Genomic DNA, 18,438 nt, shown 5'->3' with positions numbered 1-18,438 from the left:
TCGGTATTAAAACAAAATGAATTACTCAATACAAAACCTAATAAATAGAATCAACAACGGCGAGAGGCTGAAGTACATTTATTTCTGGGGACATCAGCCAAGTAAGGACGGGACAATAACCAACTCATGTTTCAGTCAATGGTGGATTGCGGATTTTAAAGTAGATGGAATTACCTATAAGACTGCAGAGCACTGGATGATGGCAAAGAAGGCAGAATTATTTGGGGACAAAGAAATATACGAGAAGATCATAAATTCTAAATCGTCAGGAGAGGCAAAGGACCTGGGACGCAGGATATCAGGATTTAATCAGGAGAAGTGGGAAGCCTCACGATTTGAAATTGTAGTCGAAGGAAATTATCATAAGTTTACCCAATATCCGGAATTGAAAGAATTTCTTTTGAATACACAAGACAGGGTATTAGTTGAGGCAAGTCCTGTTGACAATATCTGGGGTGTAGGATTAGCAAAGGATAATGTGAAAATAGAGAATCCGGAAGAGTGGAATGGCTTGAATCTTTTAGGATTCGCGCTGATGGAAGTGAGAGATAGGTTAAATAAAAAATAAGAAAGCCTTCAGCAAATAAACAAAGCTATGAGCATAGAATCATTTAATTCAGAGCTAGAATTTGACGCAAGTCGAGTTAAGACAAAAGTTATTATAGAAACTTCTTTTTCCAAAGAGATACGAATCCTTTTAAGCAAAGGGCAAATTATGAAGGAACACAAAACGCCATTTCCAATTCTAATCCACATTTTAGAAGGGGAAATTATGCTAGGTGTTAATGGAACAATTCATAATATGAGAAGTGGCGAAATCATTGCATTGGATGGAAACGTCCCTCACGACCTAACTGCGAAAGAGAATTCTATTGTCCGACTTTCTCTTTCAAAGCACGACAAGGTTGAGCGACTTAAAGATGTTTTAGAGAGTTAAAACATGATTCAGATGAAAAAAGAAAGGCACCGGTTCTAAGTCGGTGCCTTTTGTATTTAAAACAGATTCTCTCAAATTATTCTGTTTTCGCAAATCTATCTGTGTATAGAACATTATGAGAGAGGTCAACCATGCGGTATAGGTACATGCCAGCTTTTAATCCGCCAAGATTGAATGTAGCAGTTTCTCCGTTTATTGGCATTGTCTGGATAACTTTGCCTGTCATATCCATAATATCAATGGCTGAAGCGTTTGGAACAATATTATTGATAGTGACATCAGCTATTGCAGGGTTGGGATATAATACAGGAACCAGCCCATTTATATAATCTGTTGATTTAACACCGGTAGTTAGGCCACCAAAAGAAAGGTCGTCAACAACCAGATATGTAGATGGTGAAGCAATAATGGAATTTATAGCAGAAGTAATAAATATCGCTGCAGAATCAGGAGTAGTTTCAGATAAATAATTAACAGGTACGGAAAAAAATGAATAGCCAGACTGTGTCTGGTGAATTTTCAAGAAACCAGTGCCAATTGTATCCGGAGCCTGCTTTGTGGCGTTCCATTTTGTAAAAGCAACAGCGATGACAGCTGTATCTTTATTTAAGTTAGATTCGGATCCCTGATTAAACTGAAAGTAGCCATTTAAGGTGGTTGGCCGCTGGTTGCACGGAAAACCCGAATCTTGCCCTTCCAGAGATGGATTGCTTGAACTCACTAGAAAAGAGGGCAATGTATCCAGAACAGAATTGTCTTCCGCCAGTCTGCCGACCACGTTGGCTATTTTTACTGCATTATCTCCCGAATTTGATGGTGTGAATCTGGTCACTCCTTCTGTACGCCTTACACCTGCAATGAAATCGAACTGGGCATAAAAATCGTTGGTGCAAAGATAATGAGTAGGGGTTAGAGTCCGTATGTGATTGCCCCAGCTTTCGAATCCCCCATTAGGAATCTGAACCTGAGCAAAAGTTTGATAGAATAGTGTTAATGAACATACTAAAAACAATAAAATTTTTTTCATGACAAGTGGGTGTTTTTTACCTGCGTATAGAATGTGATTATTATGTAATCATCTACAGATACTTAGTCTAATTGTAACCTGGAAACCTTATTTCTTTCCGAAACTGGTCTACCAAGTGAAAAATTAAAAATCAATGGTATATAGATAGGGTTGACTCTTGGGAATTTATTTTCAAGTAATTACTCATTAAAACATTAGGGGACAACTATTGTATGATGATGTGAAAATTTCTAAGTGCTGTACTTTAAACACCGCTCTTTTTGTTTATATTTATTTACAAGGGATGGTTTACTTTAGCGAGTGGGCAAGCATTGAACGGATGGTCTGTAAAACGAAATCATGGTCAGAAATGAGTTTTTGGAAGACTTATTTAAGCAGAAGTAAAAAGCAGTTACAGTGAATCATTTTTTAAAACTACATGTAAACGGCAACCCTTTACCTATCAAATTATGATTGATACTTAAGTATATGTATTATATCTCCGGCTAGTCAAACACAGGTTTAAAATTCCAAGTATATATTTTGAATGAAAACATTATCTTATTATTTTAGCTTCCCTTTCTCATCTTGCATATTCCCAGGATTCTATTAAGATTAAGAATAAAATAATTCTTAATATACAGAGGTGGCCTTCTTCACGATACTCTATTTCGACTATGAGAGCAGATAGTTCTAATGGAATTTTTGTAAAGATCTGGGCTTTAGAGGAAGATTCAGCTTTAGGTAAAATTCAATATTCTTTAAAAGAAGCGGGAAACCACGCAAGCATTAAAGAAGATCCTAATTCAAAGAATGCTTTCTTCGTAACCCCAATTTCTAAGAAACTTAAACCCAAGGATAAAGAGTCAATTAGATTAGATATTTGGGTTAGCTTTAGTGATAATGATGATGATGATTTGTACATGCCTGTCGCTATAAATAGTGAAGAAAGGCTATATGATGCGATGGGATTAGTAATTTTGGAAAACGCCAAATGGAAAAAGCTAAAGGATGTATATACATACCGGAATAATAAATTCCTTATATCGAATTTTTGGCTTAATGTAATATTCTAAAAATTAGAAGCCGCTTGTCTCATGGCGGTTAGCAATATAAAAATATGGAGCTATTTAACTTTCGGATTCCACAGTATTAATATGAACAAAGGTTAAATAGACCATAATCTTGATTTTCAAGCTTCGTAAAACGACTAAACGGTATAAACAAAAAAAATTAACCCAGAATAATGGAATATCCAACGACTATTTTAAATCAAGATGGGACCATAATTGATAACAACATTGAAGAACAAAAGATAATTAGTCTTTGGAGGTTCTTATTTTTGTCATTTATAAGCTTGGGAGCTTATGAGATTTGGTGGATGTATAAAGCCTGGCGTTTTTATCAGCAGAAGGATAAATCCGATATAAATCCAGTAGCAAGAGCTATTTTTAGTATTTTTTTTATTAATTCTTTATTGGGAAAAATACTTTCCTTCGCTAAAGAAAAGGGATACAGCGAAAATTATTCTTCAGCAGGTCTTGCAACTGGCTTTATAGTGCTCAATTTACTTTCAGGTTTACCGGATCCATTCTGGTGGATTTCGATTTTAAGCTTTGTATTCTTAATACCTGCTTTTACCGCATTTAATTTTGCAAAGCAAAACTCGAATGAGTTTCAGGTTAAGGAGCAGGATTCGTTCAATGGAAGGCAAGTTGCTTTAATAGTAATTGGGGCCATTATCTGGATTGTGGTAATCATTGGATCAATAGAAGGTGAATAATAAAAACAGTAAGAACTATGGCACAAAGCTATAGTAGCATAATGATGCAGGCAGCTTTAAGTTCGGAGCTTTTGGTGCCAATTAGACCGATAGCAATGTTTAAGAAAAACTTTTAATAACAAAAATTAGCGAATTAGAAGTTGGGTTAGAAACGATTTTCACAAACGATACTTCAAATAAATTTCTTCAGAAGGATGATGCCACTAAAAAATTTAAGATGTCCTTTTATTTTCTATTTAAAGATAATGAGGAAGAGCTTTATTTTTTATAAAATCCTATAACTTATTGGATATCTGTGTTTTGTAACAATAATAGAGTTAAAACATTAAAAAAACAATTCTCCAGATAACATGCCCTTAATATGTCGTAAGTTATGAGACATTTTATATCTTTGTTAGTTGACCCTATTATTTAAGGCCAATAAAATCAGTGGATATACACACCAAGTGATTAAGAATTTGCGGTTTTTTAGTGAAAAATATACTTCATTATGAATATAGTATTAGTTGGTGCCGGGCAAATAGGTAGCAGACATTTGCAAGGTCTGGCATTGCTTAAAGATGAAAATATAAGGATTCAGGTTCTTGATCCTTCAGAAGAATCATTGCGGATTGCTAAAGACCGGTATTATGAAGTAGCAAAGGATAAGAAGAATATCACAATTGAATTTCTAAGTAATTTTGACAAGGTTGTTAATGATATTCATGTAGCTATTGTTGCTACCAGTTCAAAAGTAAGAAGAAGGGCAATTGAAGAGCTGGTCCAGGGCCGAAGAGTTAAATATCTGCTATTGGAAAAATTCTTGTTTTCGGATATCAGAGATTATGAGGTGATTCAAAACCTTATAAATGAGAGGCAGATAAAAGCATTTGTAAACTGTCCGAGAAGGTTATATCCAGATTATATTGAAATTAAAGATTTATTGAAGGATCAAAAGGATTTGATTTTTAATGTAGCAGGATCTAATTGGGGCCTGGGTTGTAATGGAATACATTTGCTTGATCTGTTTTGCTTTTTTACTGAAACTAAGGAATTAACGTTAAATAATGATTGGATTGATGAAGAAGTGATACCAAGCAAAAGGTCTGGCTATGTTGAATTTTCCGGAACAATTACCGGGACAAACAATGGAAGTAAGTTTCTTATTACTTCTTACCCATCAGGGAATAGTCCTCTGATTATTTCAATATTCAATGAAAACTTCAGGATCATTATAGAAGAGGGTTCTGGTACTTACTTTTACTCTTCAGTTTCTAATGGTTGGGCATGGGAGCAAAAGAAGTTTGCAATAAGGTTTCAAAGTAAATTGACAAATCTTGTGGTGGAAGAGTTGGTTGCTACAGATACTTGCGGGCTCACTACATACGAGGAGTCAGCCTATCTGCATCATTCTTTTCTGAATAATATTTTATCATTTATAGAAAGAACTCAAGGTAAAAAAACGACGGAATGTCTCATTACATAAATAAAGATATATTATTGGTTGGTGCCGGACCCATGGCAGTGGAATATGCAAAGGTATTAATGCATTTGGGTTGTTCTTTTGAAGTCATTGGTCGGGGAGAGGAATCTTCGAAGAAGTTTGAAGAGGCAACTAAGAAAAAAGCCCATGTCGGGGGTCTTGAAAAATTCTTAAGTAACAATAAGCAAAACTTTGAGTTCGCCATTGTTTCCGTTGGGGTTGAGAAACTGGCAGATGCTACTTTTGCTTTATTGGAAACAGGGATAAAGAACATACTTGTTGAAAAGCCTGCCGGATTAAATTCTGAAGAAATACAGAAGGTTGCGATAAAAGCAAAGGAGAAGGCTGCGAAGGTTTTAATAGCCTACAACAGGAGGTTCTATTCATCGGTTGAAAAGGCAATTGATATAATAAAGGAAGACGGCGGAGTTACTTCTTTTAATTTTGAATTTACAGAGTGGAGTAATAAAATAAAGAATATCGAGAAAGCCCCAGGAGTAAAAGAAAACTGGCTTTTAGCTAATTCCACACATGTAATAGATCTGGCATTTTTTCTTGGGGGTAAGCCTAAAGAGATGTCAGCTTATTCTGGCGGAAGTTTAGAGTGGCACGATAAGGCAGTATTTTCAGGTGCAGGGATAAGTAAAAGGGGAGCGTTATTTTCTTATCAAGCTAACTGGACGGCCCCTGGTAGATGGGTAGTAGAGGTATTGACTAATAAGCATCGTCTATATTTTAAGCCAATGGAAAGTTTACAGATTCAGGATATAGATTCTGTGCAGGTAAATACTGTAGTTATTGAGGATGAAATAGATAAAAAATTTAAGCCAGGAGTATACAGGCAAGTTGAAAACTTCTTATCTAATCAATTGGAAAGATTTTGTACAATTGAAGAGCAGGTAGAGAATGTTAAATGGTATGAAAAGATTGCAGGTATATAACTCATAAACTATGAATAACCCATTCGTCTCGATTTGCATTCCGGTTTATAATTCATCAAGTCTATGTAAACAAGCAATTGATTCTGCCTTAAATCAAAAGTTTGAAGATTATGAAATTGTAATTGTGGACGATGCTTCGACAGATGATACTGCTCAGGTAATAAAGCAATACGAAGGGAGGCCCAGAGTAAGGGTTTATTATAATGAGACAAATTTAGGGATGACTGGGAATTGGAATAAATGCCTTCAATTGGCAAGAGGTAAGTATATATCCTTTGCTCATCACGATGATACTCTGAGAGATAGTTTTTTGGTGGATCTTCACCAAATTATCTCAGAGAATGAAAATTTGGGAGTTATTGCATTTCTTAATCAAAGCAGAGTAAGAAGACCGATAATGGGATTGATTCAATCCAATGATTATTTTAGATACATTTTTTCTATGGTCAACGTTCCTGCACCAACTGAGGCAGTATATATAAAATTGGAATCATTAGAGTATGACAAGAATCTGAAGTACGGACCTGAAATGGATATTTATCTCAAGATTGCAAAGCTGGGCTTTAATGCATTTCATTCGGATATTGTTAACTGCGATAGAAACCCTTCAAAATGGGAAGGTAGTGTAACAAGTAATTCCCGCTTTTCTTTTATAAGATTTTCTGATTGTTTTTATATAATTAAAAAATATAAGGATGATAGTTTGATTAACTATAATCTTTTAAAAGATACAGTCTTTGATATTAGTGTTCAGGTTTATCAAAGATATGCAAGAGGAATAGCTTTTGGTGTTGCAGAGGTTACTCAACTTAAGTATAAGTTTGAAGACTTAATGAATAAAAATAACTACTATGGTTTAAGCAACTTAGATAGAATAAAATTATTTATAAAGCTTAGGTTCTTTTTTGCAGCTAAATTCGTGACTTCTTTAGGAGCGAGGGTTCTTTCAAGGAAGTAAACACAAAATTTAATATTGCTGGGATTTCACTGTAAAAGCTGAGGGATTAGAGAAATAAAGAAAGGCTATCTGAATAAGATAGCCTTCCATTGTATATCCAACTTTATACTTTCAACTATTACTTAATTCTTAATCATCTTCAAATGATAAGCCTTTCCATTGACAACAACCTTTAGAAGATACATACCTGAGCCTAATGAGGCTCCCACTTCAATGTTCTCTTCTATTCTAAGATTCTCAGCAGATTCAACAACCATCCCCGACAGGTTTAACACAATTACTGAGTAGGTGCTATATGGAGAAACTATAGCGAGTTGAGATGATTTCTGAAAAGGATTTGGAATTAGGTTTAACCTTGTCTGATCCTCATTAGAGACTGAAATGATTTTAGTAATTTCACAACCTGAAGCCTTTTTAGAGATTATGATAGTATCACTTGCAATTCCACACGCGGTTGTTGATGTCACCCAATATTTTCCTGGTTGTGAAACTATATAGGTTGGTAAATTGGAATCGTCTTGCCATTTATAAGAGCTATAATTTAGTCCTGCATTAAGTTGCATTGTTGAACCTTCGCAAATTGAAGTATCCTTTCCAATATCGACAGTAGATGTATTTTGGATTTTTATTGCAATTACAGCACTGTCGCATTTATTAAAACAAGTAACATCGCATACTTTATAATTTATAGTGTCAAATACTTCACCTGGAATTCTAGAATTAAGCTGGTAATTAAATTTGTTCAAAGTAGAAGTTGCGTTACCAAATTTAACTTTAAGGATTGATGCAGTTAGATTGTCATTGTCCAGATCGGAGTCGTTTAGTAACGGATCTATTATTAAACTGTTGACTTCGCAATTCAATGTGTAATTGTCATTTTGCAGTAAGGGTGTATGATTATTATAAGGTAAAAATTCTGGGAATTTAACTCCGTTAAAAGGTTGTCCAAGATCGGTCCAATTTGGATTAACTATGCAATTGACGCCGGCAGAATCCGGATATTCAATTCTGCCTATAATTCTTTTATCTCCAAAAGCTTGATTCGTGTATAACCAATAAACTTTGTTATCAGGTCCTAACTGAAGTCCTAAAGAAGCATAATAAATATCATTTGTGTTGATTTTATAAATTTCTTGGGCAGCGGCTGTTGAATTGTTAAAATCATATTGAAACAATTTTCCTCCCGAGGAAGGATTGTACCCTCTGTAAAGCGAAATATATAGTTTACTGCCATCTGAAGAAAATACTTGATCGAAAATACCATAAAAAGTGCTACTATTAGCTTCTAGTGGAGTTCCCGGAACTTTTGTAATATTAGAAATGGCACCATTGCTATTGTTGAAATCCATAGTGATGAGGGGATCTGCTCCGTGAAATGAGCTAAGAGCAATCTTCCCTTTAGTTTTACAATACCTTATACTGCGTTGATCCTGCATTAAAACCCCTGTATTGAACGTGTTAAATAGTTGAATACCAGTTGAGGTAATTTTGAAAATTTGAATATTAGTTGAATTGAAAATAGGTGATAATAGCCAGTAGGTATTATTATCCGACCCTGGTATTGAAATCATAGCTTCAGATACACCGGTTGATAAAGTAATATTCTTTTTTGTTGATACAACATCTCCAAGGGGAGCAGCGGATGTTCCATTTCCTTTTAAAGACATGTCTACTATGCTGTAATAAAGCGTTCCAGCTTGGCCATCTGCATTTGTAGTGAAAATATAATATTGAGTACAGGCATTAGGAACGGGTGCAATTGTTCCTGTCTGAGCTGTATATGTGATTGTAGAGCTAATTAATCCGGACCCATTTGGCATTACATTATTTTGGGCATCGACAGCTACCAATCCATCAGTGTAGAAAATAAGCTTTCCTGTTAATGGATTTGTAGCTACAGAACCGCCTTCTCTTCCATATGAAGCATATTTAGTAGGGATAATTGAAGGGTTATTAGCTTTGTCAAAACGTATACCTCCTATAGGAGATGTACCAAAGTACCAATTATGATTTTCAAGCTGTCCAAATGAAATATTGGAAGTAGAAATAAAGAAAATAAAAATAAATAATCGGATGAAAGCCATTAAATTAATTAATTTTGAAGGTTTAACTTAGTAGTGAAGTTAGCCGAATTCTTTAAGATTCATTTGGTGTTTTTTTTAAAAATCTTACATTAATAGAATTTATTTCGTTGAATGAAGAAATTTATTATTAGACTGTTGATCGTATTTCAGGTAATAATCAACAGACGAAGAGAACCGTTTTTTTCCTGGAATGTCCTGATAAAGTACTTACTTAATGGACGATTCTTTCCAGCATTTCCTAAAGTGAACTATAAGCCTGAATTATCTCTTGTTGAGGATGCTGATTTTAAAATGGTCGGTTTTAGAGGTGACAAAGTGGCCTATGACAAATCCTGGAATAATGATTTAATCATTGAAAATTTTAATAACATACTAAATGAGCAGACTGCTGTGAATACAATTATGTCGCCACATAAGTATATTGAGAATATCAATGAAGATTGGGTAATATATGATATCGGTGCAGCAGAAGGATTACAGTCAAAGTTTTGGACGAAGAACGTTAAGAAAATAATCATTTTTGAACCTGATAAAGAATTTTTTAAAACCCTGGAAAGGACTTTTGAAAAGGAAGTAAGTGAAGGAAGAATTGTATTGCTGAACCTGGGTGTTTCTGATAGTCCGAAGCAATTGAATTTTAAATCCGGTCCTGCTCAATTTGATACATTAGATTCAATAATTAAACAGTATAATATACCTCTTCCTGATTACTTAAAAGCTGACATTGAAGGTGAGGAATTGAATTTATTGAATTCATTAAGCAATCAGGTAATTGAAAATTTAAAGTTGATTCAGATCACAACTTATCATAGACCTGATGATTATAAAGTAATACCAGATTTCTTTAAGAAATTGAAAGGAGAGGGTACTTTTTCAGATGGCTATATCTTATTCAACAGAAATAATTTTGAATTAGGTAATTGGAATAAAGTTTTTCATCCAGTTATAAGGAAATGTCTGTACAGTTTTAAATTCAATAAATAGGTTGATGGTTCACAAGCAGACGGATCAGTCTTCAAAATGGCTTATACAAAAGGAATTTCAGTAACATGCTTCTGAAGTATGTGGAATGGCGCAATATATATCTGGCAAACGTTAACTCTTTATAAGTAAAGCTTTCCCTGTAAAAAGGATTGAGCGTAAGTTGAAATCACTTTAGGGGAAGATTAGCCTCTCCCCATTTTTCCATTCTATTTAATATATCTTCAAGGGACCTACCACGTTCTGTCAACTCATACTCTACTTTAGGAGGTACCTCCTGGTAAACAATTCGATTGATCAATCCATCATTTTCCAGTTCCTTTAACTTTGCAATAAGCATTCTTTCAGATATGCCAACCAGTCTCTTTTTCAGTTCATTGTAGCGGAGTTTTTTTTCATTCAGAAGATAAACGAGGATGTTAATTTTCCATCTCCCTCCGATTAAAGATAAAATCTGAGTAATACCACAATGCTCTTTCCAGTATTTCTCATTAATGCTATTGGTAGAATGTTCCTTTCTTGAATTCATACACACTTTTTTGTTAGTACCATACAATTAAGTAGGTACTTTCCTCACTGTAAATAAATCAAAATATTTGCAAAGTAAGATTTAAAAACGACTAAAAATGGAAACAATCAAAGCTGTATTTTACTGGGCAAGTTATGCTTATTATCTCTATGTATTTGGATATGCATCTCTTTTCAAGGTATTTCAAAAAAAATCTATGATGGATAGTATGCTTTCACTTGGGTTTAATAAAACCTGGACTATTCTCATTGGAATTGGTGAATTGTTAGGAGTCATCTTAATTGTGGCAGGACTGATTAAACCCCAGTTTAGAAATATGGGAATTTTATTATTGGTCCCGTTTTCGGTTGGGGCATTCACAGCACATATGGCACATCAGGAATATCAGCACTATTATAATTCATTGATAGTATGCATTCTTACTGTAGTCATGCTTGCATTGGACAATAATTTCAAAATTCAGTTTTGAAAAAATTAAATGCTGGCGCGTAATCACCGCCAGCATTTATGGTTACATATATGAAAATGTCAGAATCAAGGCGCTCGATCTAAAGGGGCTGTTTTTCTACCTGCGCTTCAACGAAACTGATTCTTCTGATTTTTATTCCAATCACAATGAGCCAGATAATCCATAAGGTGCTGCCAATGAAACCAGCGGAATCTAAAGTTGGAACATTTGGCATTATGCTGGCAAAAAGTTCTGATTGTGCTATTATATAAATGAAAGAAGAAGTATAACCTAGCCAGCTTATCCATCGGGGGAATAAAAGTAATCTCGAAAATGCAATAGTCATCATTACTGTCCAAATGATGGTAAAGATTTGCCCCAGGTGTTCGCCCAAAACTACACCGCCATATTGGTGAATAGCCTGGAAAGAGACCTTAGAAGCTTCTTTAATGAGTTCATTACCTGTAACAAAATTATTGGCAAGAACAGGAACGACAAATGTCCAACGCAATAAACCAACCATTTGCGCTAGTAAACCAAAGATTCCTATTGCGGTTGTCCATCTGATAAATGTTAATTTATGTTCTAACTCCTGACCAAGTAAAACAAAGGCGGGAAGAAGAGGTAATCCTAAAAAAGCAAAAGCCCACCAGGTCCAGATTAAAGCATTTCCACCCGCGTGAAATCTGGTCAGAATTGTTCCTGCTTCCTGTCTTAAAATATCGGGATAGTCAAAGATGATTGTTAAAATAGTGTAGGGAACAAGCACACCAATTGCTCCCGCTATCAACAATGCTCCGATAGTTTTTCCTGTTTTCATAGTATTATAATTTGATAGTATAATTGATACTTGGTGTGGGATTTACTTTCAGGCTTTTTCCTTCAGCAGAGAGAGCAATTGCACCCAAACGGAAATTAAGCCCTTTCCAAACCATAAACCTTGCCCCGGCTTCAAAGGCTATCGCATTTTGATACTTGTAATCACGCGTTAATCCACGCAGGTAGGATAAGCCAATATAAAACGATGAGGGTATGGCCTGCTTACCCCAGGGGAGAAGCCAATAACTGATACCGGTTTTTAAAAACTCGGTTGTTACAGCTCTTTTAAAATTGGTAAGGTAATAACCTACGTGAATGGATAATTGCCTATGATGATATTCTAATCCCAATGAGGGATTGCGAAAAGCATTGATGCTAAGCTGGTTTTTGGGAAATCTTTCCTGGGCCAGTGTAAAGTTTCCTGTAAGTATCAAAAGTATGAAGAGAATTTGCTTTATCATTTCATTGATTAATTGATAACGCAAAGTTCAGCAATGCAAAAGGGATGTTACTGGACAAATGTCCAGAATCTATGATGGTTAGTTTTTTGCTCTTAATCGGCTAAGATGGCGGGGAGTAATTCCCAGCATTGAAGCAATGTATTGCAGCGGTACATGTTGCAAAAGCTCAGGCTCTTCTTTCAGGAGTTTTTCATATCGATGTTCTGCAGAGAGCATTATCAGATCAAATTTTGATTTATCAATACAGCACACTTGCCACTCAATTAGTTTAATATAAAAATCTTTGAAATGTGGAATTAGATTTTGCAGTTCAACAACATCCTTTTTTCCTATTACCCATAGTGTTGTATTTTCCAATGCTTTAATGTTTTCTCTGGCAGGAGTTTCCGTGAGATAAGTTAACAAAGAAGTAACAAATGTATTCGGTAATGAAATATAAGTTGTCCGTTCTTCACCTTTTTCAGAAATTGAAAAGTATTGAAAAAGTCCACTTTCAATAAAGCCAATCTCCGAACAGATTTTGCCTTCTTTTACAAAATAGTCTCCTTTTTTGATCTGTCGTTTTTCAAAGTATTTTACAATAATATCACAGTCTGGTTCAGGCATACCATTATTGAGAAAATATGATTTCAATTTACCCATTGTCTCTTGGTTAATCTCTGCCTTAGTCTTTCCTGAATTTCAGAATATATAAGGTGGCGGAGAGTGTAGTTGAAATATTTCATTGTCAAAATTATAAGACAAGAGTAAACCAAAAAATATTTTGTCAAATTTATACCTTGCTTGCAGGTTAGCAACTTCTGATAAATGATTTATCACTTGAGATAAAGAGATAATAAATTAATCAATTCTTTATTTTGCGCGGAAAAGGCAGTGGCTAATCAGAACGTTACAACATTCTGACAAATCGGAAAAACTTTAAAATGGAAAGGCAGCTTTGCTCTCTACTTCACATTAAGGTGCTAACGCCGGAGGAACTTCTTTTCCAAACTGTTCACCTTCGATACCACAAAAGACAAAGAATATAATAAGATCCCTTTGCTTTAGTTTACTAATAACTACTCATAAAGATATGGAAAATGAAGAGCCGGAATTCTGGGAAATCAATTTTATTGAAAAGCAGGAAATGTGGGGCTTTGAGCCATCAAATGCAGCAATTTTGGCGAAGGATTTTTTTGTAAAAAATTCAGTGAAAAACATCCTCATACCTGGGATAGGCTATGGGAGAAATGCACAAATTTTCAGAGAAAACGGAATAAGTGTTACTGGAATTGAAATATCAAAAACTGCCATAGAATTGGCGGAGAAACATTACGGTAGTGAGATGAAAATCTACCATGGCTCTGTAACCGACATGCCTTTTGATAACAGTCTGTATGATGGAATTTTTTGTTATGGCCTCATTCATTTATTGGATAGCAAGGAAAGAGAGAAGTTAATCAGTGATTGTTATAACCAACTGGCAGATAAAGGCTACATGATATTTACAGCTATTACCAAAGAAGCATCTACTTATGGAAAAGGCCGGTTGATCAGTAAGGATCGGTATGAAATGTTTGGTGGGGTTAAAATGTATTTTTATGATAGAGAGACGATTGCCTCGGAGTTTAACAAGGCAGGGCTATTTGAAATCAAGGAAATTAATGAGAACTATCCGTTTTATTTAATTAAATGCAGAAAAACCAGGAGCATATAAAATAAAGATAAATCACCATTGTACGTTTTTTTTAATCTAATAAAAAAGGCTGTCCAAATCAAATTGGTCAGCCTTTTTAACTTTGTGCTTTCAGCTTTTAGCTTATAACTTAATACTTATAACTTATTACTTTTTAGGAACAAGCGTCACAGCTCTCAGCATACCATGCTCTTCACCTTCAAAAGAGAGCTTTTCTTCACTGATGTCTTTGATTTGTTTTTCAACAGTTTTGCCACCTTCGTTATAGTGTAAAGTAATTGTATTGTCATTTACCTCCCATGTTCCATCCTGAGTTTGTCCAGCTTCAGTATATTCAAATTTGCCATCGCTGGTAAATGAATAATAAACACCTCCAATTGCATCCGGTGAAACTGTTGTTCCTCCAAGCACCAGTTCAGTTGCCTTCCAGTCTTTGGCAATCATTTCCTTTTTTTCTTTAGCACAAGCCGTTACAAGTAAGGTAAGAACGATCAGAGCTGCGAATCTTTTTAAAAGCGTGGTTTTCATGATGATTTTTTAGTCAATAAGATGTTAATTTGCAGATCAATAAAAATTCTGTTATAAATCTACAGAAATTTTTATGCAAATGTAATAAAGCTTTTTAAACGGGAAAAGCCATCGTTGTAACATGCCGTGGAGATACAACTAAAACTTTTCTAAGCAAGAATGCTTTATGGTGTTTTACTATAAACTTTTCTATTTCCGATGGAAGTTCGTTTTCCTATATATTTCAAGCTTACGACTATTCTTCTGGGACTTATCCTATTGGTCTATGTTTTTATAGAGGCACAGAATATTTTAATATTACTGGCTCTTGCCGGACTTATTTCTCTTTTGTTGCTTCCTCTGGTCCGAAGACTTGAGCGAAGAATGTCTTCTACTCCTGCAATTCTTATAGGTCTTGTCCTGATTATTACTGTCCTGGGCCTGGTTGGCATCTTCGTATATTCTCAATTGGTAGATTTAATGGAATCCCTTCCTGATATTACTCAAAGACTTACCAAACTTGTAGAGCAAGGGAATCCTTTCTTTGAAAAGTATCTGGGTGTAAAAAGAGGGCAGACCATAATTTATCTAAAAGAAGAGCTGATAAATTTACTTCATCAAAGTACGGCAATATTTTCAACGACTCTTTCTGTTACTACTGGCATATTCACTGCAGTTGGTCTTGTTCCTGTATTTATATTTTTCATGCTTTATTACCGATCGTTTTTCAAGGATTTTTTACTTCTGTTATTTAAGGAAGAAAGCCATAAAGATGTAATAAAGACGATTGAGAAAATTGAAATGGTAGCCCAGTCATATCTTTCAGGATTACTTATTGTTATTTCAATAATTTCAATTCTCAACGTGATCGGCCTCTATATAGTCGGAGTTGAGTATGCAATATTCTTCGGGCTATTTGCCGGCATGCTGAATATTATTCCATATATCGGAGTTTTTTTAGGATCCACTCTTCCTATAGTATACACCGCACTCAAGGGAGGTTCATTGATTCAGTGTATTGGAGCAGGTGCTGCTTTATGGATAGTTCAATTACTAGAGTCAAACTTTATTACACCGAATATAGTCGGAGGTAAAGTCAGTCTGAATCCATTTGCTTCCATACTTGCACTATTGATAGGTGGCGCAATTTGGGGCCCTTTGGGAATGATACTCTTTGTCCCGTTCACAGCTATTCTTAAGGTAATCTTTGATGCAATTGATCCACTGAAGCCTTACGGTTTTATCCTTGGGGAACCTCCATCTGACAAGGAAGAAGACAAAGAGCCTTTTTATAAAAGAGTATGGCCGTTTAAAAAAAAGGATTAGTATTTAGTTGGGATATCCCAAATGCCCTCATCCCCAACCCTCCTGAAGGAGAAGGGAACAGTCTACGAAAATAAAATATGTATTTCTATCTTAGATTACATCAAATCCCTTTCCTGAAGGAGAGGGATTTAGGGTGGGATCTCTAATGAGTATATTACACATTGCTCTGAAGAATCCCTAAATTGAAGCACTGTAAGGGCAGTGGTTTAATTATAATTTTTCTTCAAAAGTTTACACCAGAATTTTTTCAGTTAAAAAAGCACTTATAAGCTCCTGTATTTCAGAGGTCATGTTAGCCATGGTTAACAATTTTTAATTCTTTATAGTTCTTCAAGTACAGCTTCTCTCAGAGTTTGAATCTAAAAGCCTTTACTTATGAGAAGAATCCTACAACAACAAAAAGACTTTGTCTTTTTATATTTTATTATTTCGGTTATGTGTCTTTCCTGCAGTTTTGCAGTGCGGGAGTCAGAAGAAACGTGTGAGGGAAACATAGGAGTAGTGAAAGAAGATCGTTCGGAAAAGCAATTTCAACATCTTATAAAGTTTGTCAATAACAATACTTCCCATTCATCTACTGACCTTCATAAAATTCGTCAAAGGGGTGTTCTGAAAGCTATAACAGGGCTGGGCAGAACTAGCTACCATATAAATAAAAACGGTACTCCTGGCGGATTCGAATATGAAATGTTACATGCTTTAGCAAAACATCTTAACATAAAACTTGAAATTGTAGTTGCTGAAAGTGTGGAGTCTATGTATGATATGCTTAAAAGAGGAGAAGCTGACCTTATTGCATATCATTTGGTGCCTAGCAGGGAGAGGGAAGATGATGTTAGTTATACCATTCCCTATAATCACATGCGGCAAGTGATTGTGCAGAGAAGTTCGTCTTCTATCCTGAAGGCGCCTTCAGATCTGGCTGGTAAAACTATTCACGTCCCTAAAGGATCTCCTTTTAGAACGAGATTGGAACATCTTGAAGAAGAAATTGGCGAAGACATTCATATTCAAGAAAGAACTAAACTTGTCGAAGAGGAAGATTTGTTATTGCAGGTTGCAATGGGAAAAATTGATTATACGGTTGCGGAGGAAAATATTGCTCTCCTTGCTAGAGCTTACTACCCGAATCTTGATATTCAACTGGCTATAAGTTATCCTCAGAAAATTTCCTGGGCAGTAGGAGAAAACGCTCCAGATTTGTTAATGGAAATTAATGGTTGGATGACTAAGTATGTAGAAGGAAAAACTTTTACGAAGACATACAACAAATATTTCCGATCAGGGCAGTATGGCCATGTCCAATGCGGTAGAAGCAAGGGAAAAAATTTATCACAATACGATTGCCTTATAAAAAAATCTGCAAAGGAAATCGGATGGGACTGGAGGCTATTGGCAGCTCTTGTGTATCATGAGTCCAAATTTAATCCACTCGCAAAGTCCTGGGCAGGAGCTTGCGGACTGATGCAGTTGATGCCTTCTACAGCAGCGCTCTTCGGTTTGGAAAATCCAGAAGATCCATATGAAAATATGAAAGCCGGTATCAAATATCTTAAATGGCTGGATAAGTACTGGAAAGAAAAAGTACCTGATAAGGATGAGCGGTTAAAGTTTGTTCTGGCTTCTTATAATGCCGGTCAGGCACATGTTGCAGACGCCCAGCGCCTGGCAATAAAATATGAAAAGGATCCTTTGGTTTGGGATGATAACGTAGCGTACTTCTTGCTGCAAAAAGCCCAGGTAGAGTACTACTCAGATCCTGTTGTCAAGTTCGGATACTGCAGAGGTTCTGAGACATTTAATTATGTGAGCAATATTATTAGCAAGTTTCAATATTACAAACAATTAATTCCAGACGAGATTATTTAAAGTGTGATTTTTATAAAGTATGGAACATGTTCATCCATTTGTAGTTCATTTCCCACTGGCATTGCTCATTACAGCGAGCTTTATGGGGTTGGTTGGTATATTTTACAGAAGAGGTTTATTTAAAGAGATTGTTTTATGGCAATGTGTAGTTTCTTTATTCTTCCTTTTTCTTGCAATTTTAAGTGGTTATAGTGATGAAGAGAGAATCATAGGTTCATTACCTGTAGACGAGCTAATGGCCGTACATAAGAAAAACTCTTACATTATTACTGTCTTGTTTCTTCTTCTTACTTCATGGCTGGTATTAAGAAAGAGAGTGATGAAAACGGTAGAATACTCTTCATGGGTCGTATTTCTTACTATTGGAGGAGTTTCAGTTATTTATCAGGCAGTATTGGGAAGTAAACTTGTTTATAGGGAGGGAGTTGGTGTGAAGCCTATGGAAATGGCAAAAGCTAAAGCTGCCGAGAAAATGAAACAAGAAGCAAACATCAATTATTAAAAAGCAAAGTAGCATGTAGAGATGCCATGCATGGCGTCTCTACTGAATCGTTGAAATGATAATATGTATTTCTTATAATTTTTGATTAGTTGATGGCTTTCGTGGCAGGCTTTAGAAGGAGGTCTTTTTTAAGTCTTACTAAATTTCCAT

The 18,438-nt window shown here is 35.3% G+C and carries 20 protein-coding genes; 13 read left to right on the top strand and 7 right to left on the bottom strand.

All coding sequences use genetic code 11. From position 1 onward, the window contains the following. Positions 1-16: 16 nt before the first annotated feature. Together K350_RS0105615 and K350_RS33035 are read left to right on the top strand one after the other, a co-directional pair. The gene (locus K350_RS0105615; RefSeq protein WP_028979066.1) at positions 17-568 is read left to right on the top strand and encodes a riboflavin biosynthesis intermediates N-glycosidase; all 552 of its coding nucleotides are present in this window, start codon (positions 17-19) and stop codon (positions 566-568) included. Between the two features lie 27 nt (positions 569-595). After that, positions 596-937, top strand: a complete 342-nt coding sequence (locus K350_RS33035) for a cupin domain-containing protein (protein WP_028979065.1) — start codon at positions 596-598, stop codon at positions 935-937. Positions 938-1,013: 76 nt separating this feature from the next. Here K350_RS33035 and K350_RS0105605 read toward each other — a convergent pair whose 3' ends face one another. After that, on the bottom strand, positions 1,014-1,964 hold the full coding sequence (locus tag K350_RS0105605) for a T9SS type A sorting domain-containing protein (RefSeq protein WP_028979064.1): 951 nt from the start codon (positions 1,962-1,964) through the stop codon (positions 1,014-1,016). A 656-nt stretch (positions 1,965-2,620) separates the two neighbouring features. Between K350_RS0105605 and K350_RS0105600 the strand changes: the two genes are divergently transcribed. The 5 genes from K350_RS0105600 (at position 2,621) to K350_RS30825 (ending at position 7,087) form a co-directional block, all read left to right on the top strand. Then, complete coding sequence (locus tag K350_RS0105600; protein ID WP_028979063.1) at positions 2,621-3,019, top strand: hypothetical protein; 399 nt, start codon at positions 2,621-2,623, stop codon at positions 3,017-3,019. 170 nt (positions 3,020-3,189) lie between these two features. Continuing rightward, the gene (locus K350_RS0105595; RefSeq protein ID WP_156026943.1) at positions 3,190-3,726 is read left to right on the top strand and encodes a hypothetical protein; all 537 of its coding nucleotides are present in this window, start codon (positions 3,190-3,192) and stop codon (positions 3,724-3,726) included. A gap of 490 nt (positions 3,727-4,216) precedes the next feature. Further along, positions 4,217-5,191: a Gfo/Idh/MocA family oxidoreductase gene (locus K350_RS0105590; protein ID WP_028979061.1), complete on the top strand. Its 975-nt coding sequence runs from the start codon at positions 4,217-4,219 to the stop codon at positions 5,189-5,191. Further along, positions 5,176-6,129: a Gfo/Idh/MocA family oxidoreductase gene (locus K350_RS0105585; RefSeq protein WP_028979060.1), complete on the top strand. Its 954-nt coding sequence runs from the start codon at positions 5,176-5,178 to the stop codon at positions 6,127-6,129. The genes K350_RS0105590 and K350_RS0105585 overlap by 16 nt, the downstream gene beginning before the upstream one ends. A 10-nt stretch (positions 6,130-6,139) precedes the next feature. After that, positions 6,140-7,087, top strand: a complete 948-nt coding sequence (locus K350_RS30825; protein WP_051312892.1) for a glycosyltransferase family 2 protein — start codon at positions 6,140-6,142, stop codon at positions 7,085-7,087. A gap of 122 nt (positions 7,088-7,209) precedes the next feature. On the opposite strand, the gene K350_RS0105575 is transcribed toward K350_RS30825, so the two are convergent. Beyond that, positions 7,210-9,171: an Ig-like domain-containing protein gene (locus K350_RS0105575; RefSeq protein WP_028979059.1), complete on the bottom strand. Its 1,962-nt coding sequence runs from the start codon at positions 9,169-9,171 to the stop codon at positions 7,210-7,212. A gap of 111 nt (positions 9,172-9,282) precedes the next feature. Here K350_RS0105575 and K350_RS0105570 point away from each other — a divergent pair, with 111 nt between their 5' ends. Then, on the top strand, positions 9,283-10,155 hold the full coding sequence (locus tag K350_RS0105570; RefSeq protein ID WP_028979058.1) for an FkbM family methyltransferase: 873 nt from the start codon (positions 9,283-9,285) through the stop codon (positions 10,153-10,155). Between the two features lie 166 nt (positions 10,156-10,321). Here K350_RS0105570 and K350_RS0105565 read toward each other — a convergent pair whose 3' ends face one another. Then, complete coding sequence (locus K350_RS0105565) at positions 10,322-10,681, bottom strand: winged helix-turn-helix transcriptional regulator (RefSeq protein ID WP_028979057.1); 360 nt, start codon at positions 10,679-10,681, stop codon at positions 10,322-10,324. A gap of 97 nt (positions 10,682-10,778) precedes the next feature. On the opposite strand from K350_RS0105565, the gene K350_RS0105560 reads away from it, so the two are divergent. Beyond that, entirely contained in the window at positions 10,779-11,150 is a 372-nt protein-coding gene (locus K350_RS0105560) for a DoxX family protein (RefSeq protein WP_028979056.1), read from the top strand. A gap of 79 nt (positions 11,151-11,229) precedes the next feature. Here the strand turns inward: K350_RS0105560 and K350_RS0105555 are convergent, their stop codons facing one another. The 3 genes from K350_RS0105555 to K350_RS0105545 all read right to left on the bottom strand — a co-directional run bounded on the left by K350_RS0105555 (position 11,230) and on the right by K350_RS0105545 (position 13,051). Continuing rightward, on the bottom strand, positions 11,230-11,949 hold the full coding sequence (locus K350_RS0105555) for a DUF4386 domain-containing protein (RefSeq protein ID WP_051312891.1): 720 nt from the start codon (positions 11,947-11,949) through the stop codon (positions 11,230-11,232). Between the two features lie 4 nt (positions 11,950-11,953). Next, positions 11,954-12,409: a hypothetical protein gene (locus tag K350_RS0105550; protein ID WP_028979054.1), complete on the bottom strand. Its 456-nt coding sequence runs from the start codon at positions 12,407-12,409 to the stop codon at positions 11,954-11,956. Positions 12,410-12,487: 78 nt separating this feature from the next. After that, positions 12,488-13,051: a Crp/Fnr family transcriptional regulator gene (locus K350_RS0105545; RefSeq protein ID WP_028979053.1), complete on the bottom strand. Its 564-nt coding sequence runs from the start codon at positions 13,049-13,051 to the stop codon at positions 12,488-12,490. 430 nt (positions 13,052-13,481) lie between these two features. On the opposite strand from K350_RS0105545, the gene K350_RS0105540 reads away from it, so the two are divergent. Next, positions 13,482-14,105 (top strand): class I SAM-dependent methyltransferase, encoded by a 624-nt coding sequence (locus K350_RS0105540; protein WP_028979052.1) that lies wholly within the window; start codon positions 13,482-13,484, stop codon positions 14,103-14,105. A gap of 126 nt (positions 14,106-14,231) precedes the next feature. Here K350_RS0105540 and K350_RS0105535 read toward each other — a convergent pair whose 3' ends face one another. Further along, positions 14,232-14,612 carry a lipocalin-like domain-containing protein gene (locus K350_RS0105535; protein ID WP_028979051.1) on the bottom strand — a complete coding sequence of 127 codons (381 nt, stop codon included), beginning with the start codon at positions 14,610-14,612 and terminating at the stop codon, positions 14,232-14,234. A gap of 198 nt (positions 14,613-14,810) precedes the next feature. Here K350_RS0105535 and K350_RS27555 point away from each other — a divergent pair, with 198 nt between their 5' ends. The 3 genes from K350_RS27555 (at position 14,811) to K350_RS0105520 (ending at position 18,288) form a co-directional block, all read left to right on the top strand. Then, positions 14,811-15,917: an AI-2E family transporter gene (locus K350_RS27555; protein ID WP_051312890.1), complete on the top strand. Its 1,107-nt coding sequence runs from the start codon at positions 14,811-14,813 to the stop codon at positions 15,915-15,917. Between the two features lie 375 nt (positions 15,918-16,292). Beyond that, the gene (locus K350_RS27550; RefSeq protein ID WP_037574014.1) at positions 16,293-17,786 is read left to right on the top strand and encodes an MltF family protein; all 1,494 of its coding nucleotides are present in this window, start codon (positions 16,293-16,295) and stop codon (positions 17,784-17,786) included. A 19-nt stretch (positions 17,787-17,805) separates the two neighbouring features. Continuing rightward, positions 17,806-18,288, top strand: coding sequence for a DUF2231 domain-containing protein (locus tag K350_RS0105520; protein ID WP_028979050.1), 483 nt, complete (start codon positions 17,806-17,808; stop codon positions 18,286-18,288). Positions 18,289-18,438 lie beyond the last annotated feature (150 nt).

The sequence above is a fragment of the Sporocytophaga myxococcoides DSM 11118 genome (assembly GCF_000426725.1).
GTDB lineage: Bacteria > Bacteroidota > Bacteroidia > Cytophagales > Cytophagaceae > Sporocytophaga > Sporocytophaga myxococcoides.
The sequence above is the reverse complement of the archived record's forward strand: the minus strand, read 5'-3'. Positions and strand labels throughout refer to the sequence as shown.

What these genes read in the sequence shown, in the direction of transcription:
- K350_RS0105615 (WP_028979066.1), top strand. Translation starts at nt 17, where the DNA reads ATGAATTACTCAATACAAAACCTAATAAATAGAATCAACAACGGCGAG.
- K350_RS33035 (WP_028979065.1), top strand. Translation starts at nt 596, where the DNA reads ATGAGCATAGAATCATTTAATTCAGAGCTAGAATTTGACGCAAGTCGA.
- K350_RS0105605 (WP_028979064.1), bottom strand. Translation starts at nt 1,964, where the DNA reads ATGAAAAAAATTTTATTGTTTTTAGTATGTTCATTAACACTATTCTAT.
- K350_RS0105600 (WP_028979063.1), top strand. Translation starts at nt 2,621, where the DNA reads ATGAGAGCAGATAGTTCTAATGGAATTTTTGTAAAGATCTGGGCTTTA.
- K350_RS0105595 (WP_156026943.1), top strand. Translation starts at nt 3,190, where the DNA reads ATGGAATATCCAACGACTATTTTAAATCAAGATGGGACCATAATTGAT.
- K350_RS0105590 (WP_028979061.1), top strand. Translation starts at nt 4,217, where the DNA reads ATGAATATAGTATTAGTTGGTGCCGGGCAAATAGGTAGCAGACATTTG.
- K350_RS0105585 (WP_028979060.1), top strand. Translation starts at nt 5,176, where the DNA reads ATGTCTCATTACATAAATAAAGATATATTATTGGTTGGTGCCGGACCC.
- K350_RS30825 (WP_051312892.1), top strand. Translation starts at nt 6,140, where the DNA reads ATGAATAACCCATTCGTCTCGATTTGCATTCCGGTTTATAATTCATCA.
- K350_RS0105575 (WP_028979059.1), bottom strand. Translation starts at nt 9,171, where the DNA reads ATGGCTTTCATCCGATTATTTATTTTTATTTTCTTTATTTCTACTTCC.
- K350_RS0105570 (WP_028979058.1), top strand. Translation starts at nt 9,283, where the DNA reads ATGAAGAAATTTATTATTAGACTGTTGATCGTATTTCAGGTAATAATC.
- K350_RS0105565 (WP_028979057.1), bottom strand. Translation starts at nt 10,681, where the DNA reads ATGAATTCAAGAAAGGAACATTCTACCAATAGCATTAATGAGAAATAC.
- K350_RS0105560 (WP_028979056.1), top strand. Translation starts at nt 10,779, where the DNA reads ATGGAAACAATCAAAGCTGTATTTTACTGGGCAAGTTATGCTTATTAT.
- K350_RS0105555 (WP_051312891.1), bottom strand. Translation starts at nt 11,949, where the DNA reads ATGAAAACAGGAAAAACTATCGGAGCATTGTTGATAGCGGGAGCAATT.
- K350_RS0105550 (WP_028979054.1), bottom strand. Translation starts at nt 12,409, where the DNA reads ATGATAAAGCAAATTCTCTTCATACTTTTGATACTTACAGGAAACTTT.
- K350_RS0105545 (WP_028979053.1), bottom strand. Translation starts at nt 13,051, where the DNA reads ATGGGTAAATTGAAATCATATTTTCTCAATAATGGTATGCCTGAACCA.
- K350_RS0105540 (WP_028979052.1), top strand. Translation starts at nt 13,482, where the DNA reads ATGGAAAATGAAGAGCCGGAATTCTGGGAAATCAATTTTATTGAAAAG.
- K350_RS0105535 (WP_028979051.1), bottom strand. Translation starts at nt 14,612, where the DNA reads ATGAAAACCACGCTTTTAAAAAGATTCGCAGCTCTGATCGTTCTTACC.
- K350_RS27555 (WP_051312890.1), top strand. Translation starts at nt 14,811, where the DNA reads ATGGAAGTTCGTTTTCCTATATATTTCAAGCTTACGACTATTCTTCTG.
- K350_RS27550 (WP_037574014.1), top strand. Translation starts at nt 16,293, where the DNA reads ATGAGAAGAATCCTACAACAACAAAAAGACTTTGTCTTTTTATATTTT.
- K350_RS0105520 (WP_028979050.1), top strand. Translation starts at nt 17,806, where the DNA reads ATGGAACATGTTCATCCATTTGTAGTTCATTTCCCACTGGCATTGCTC.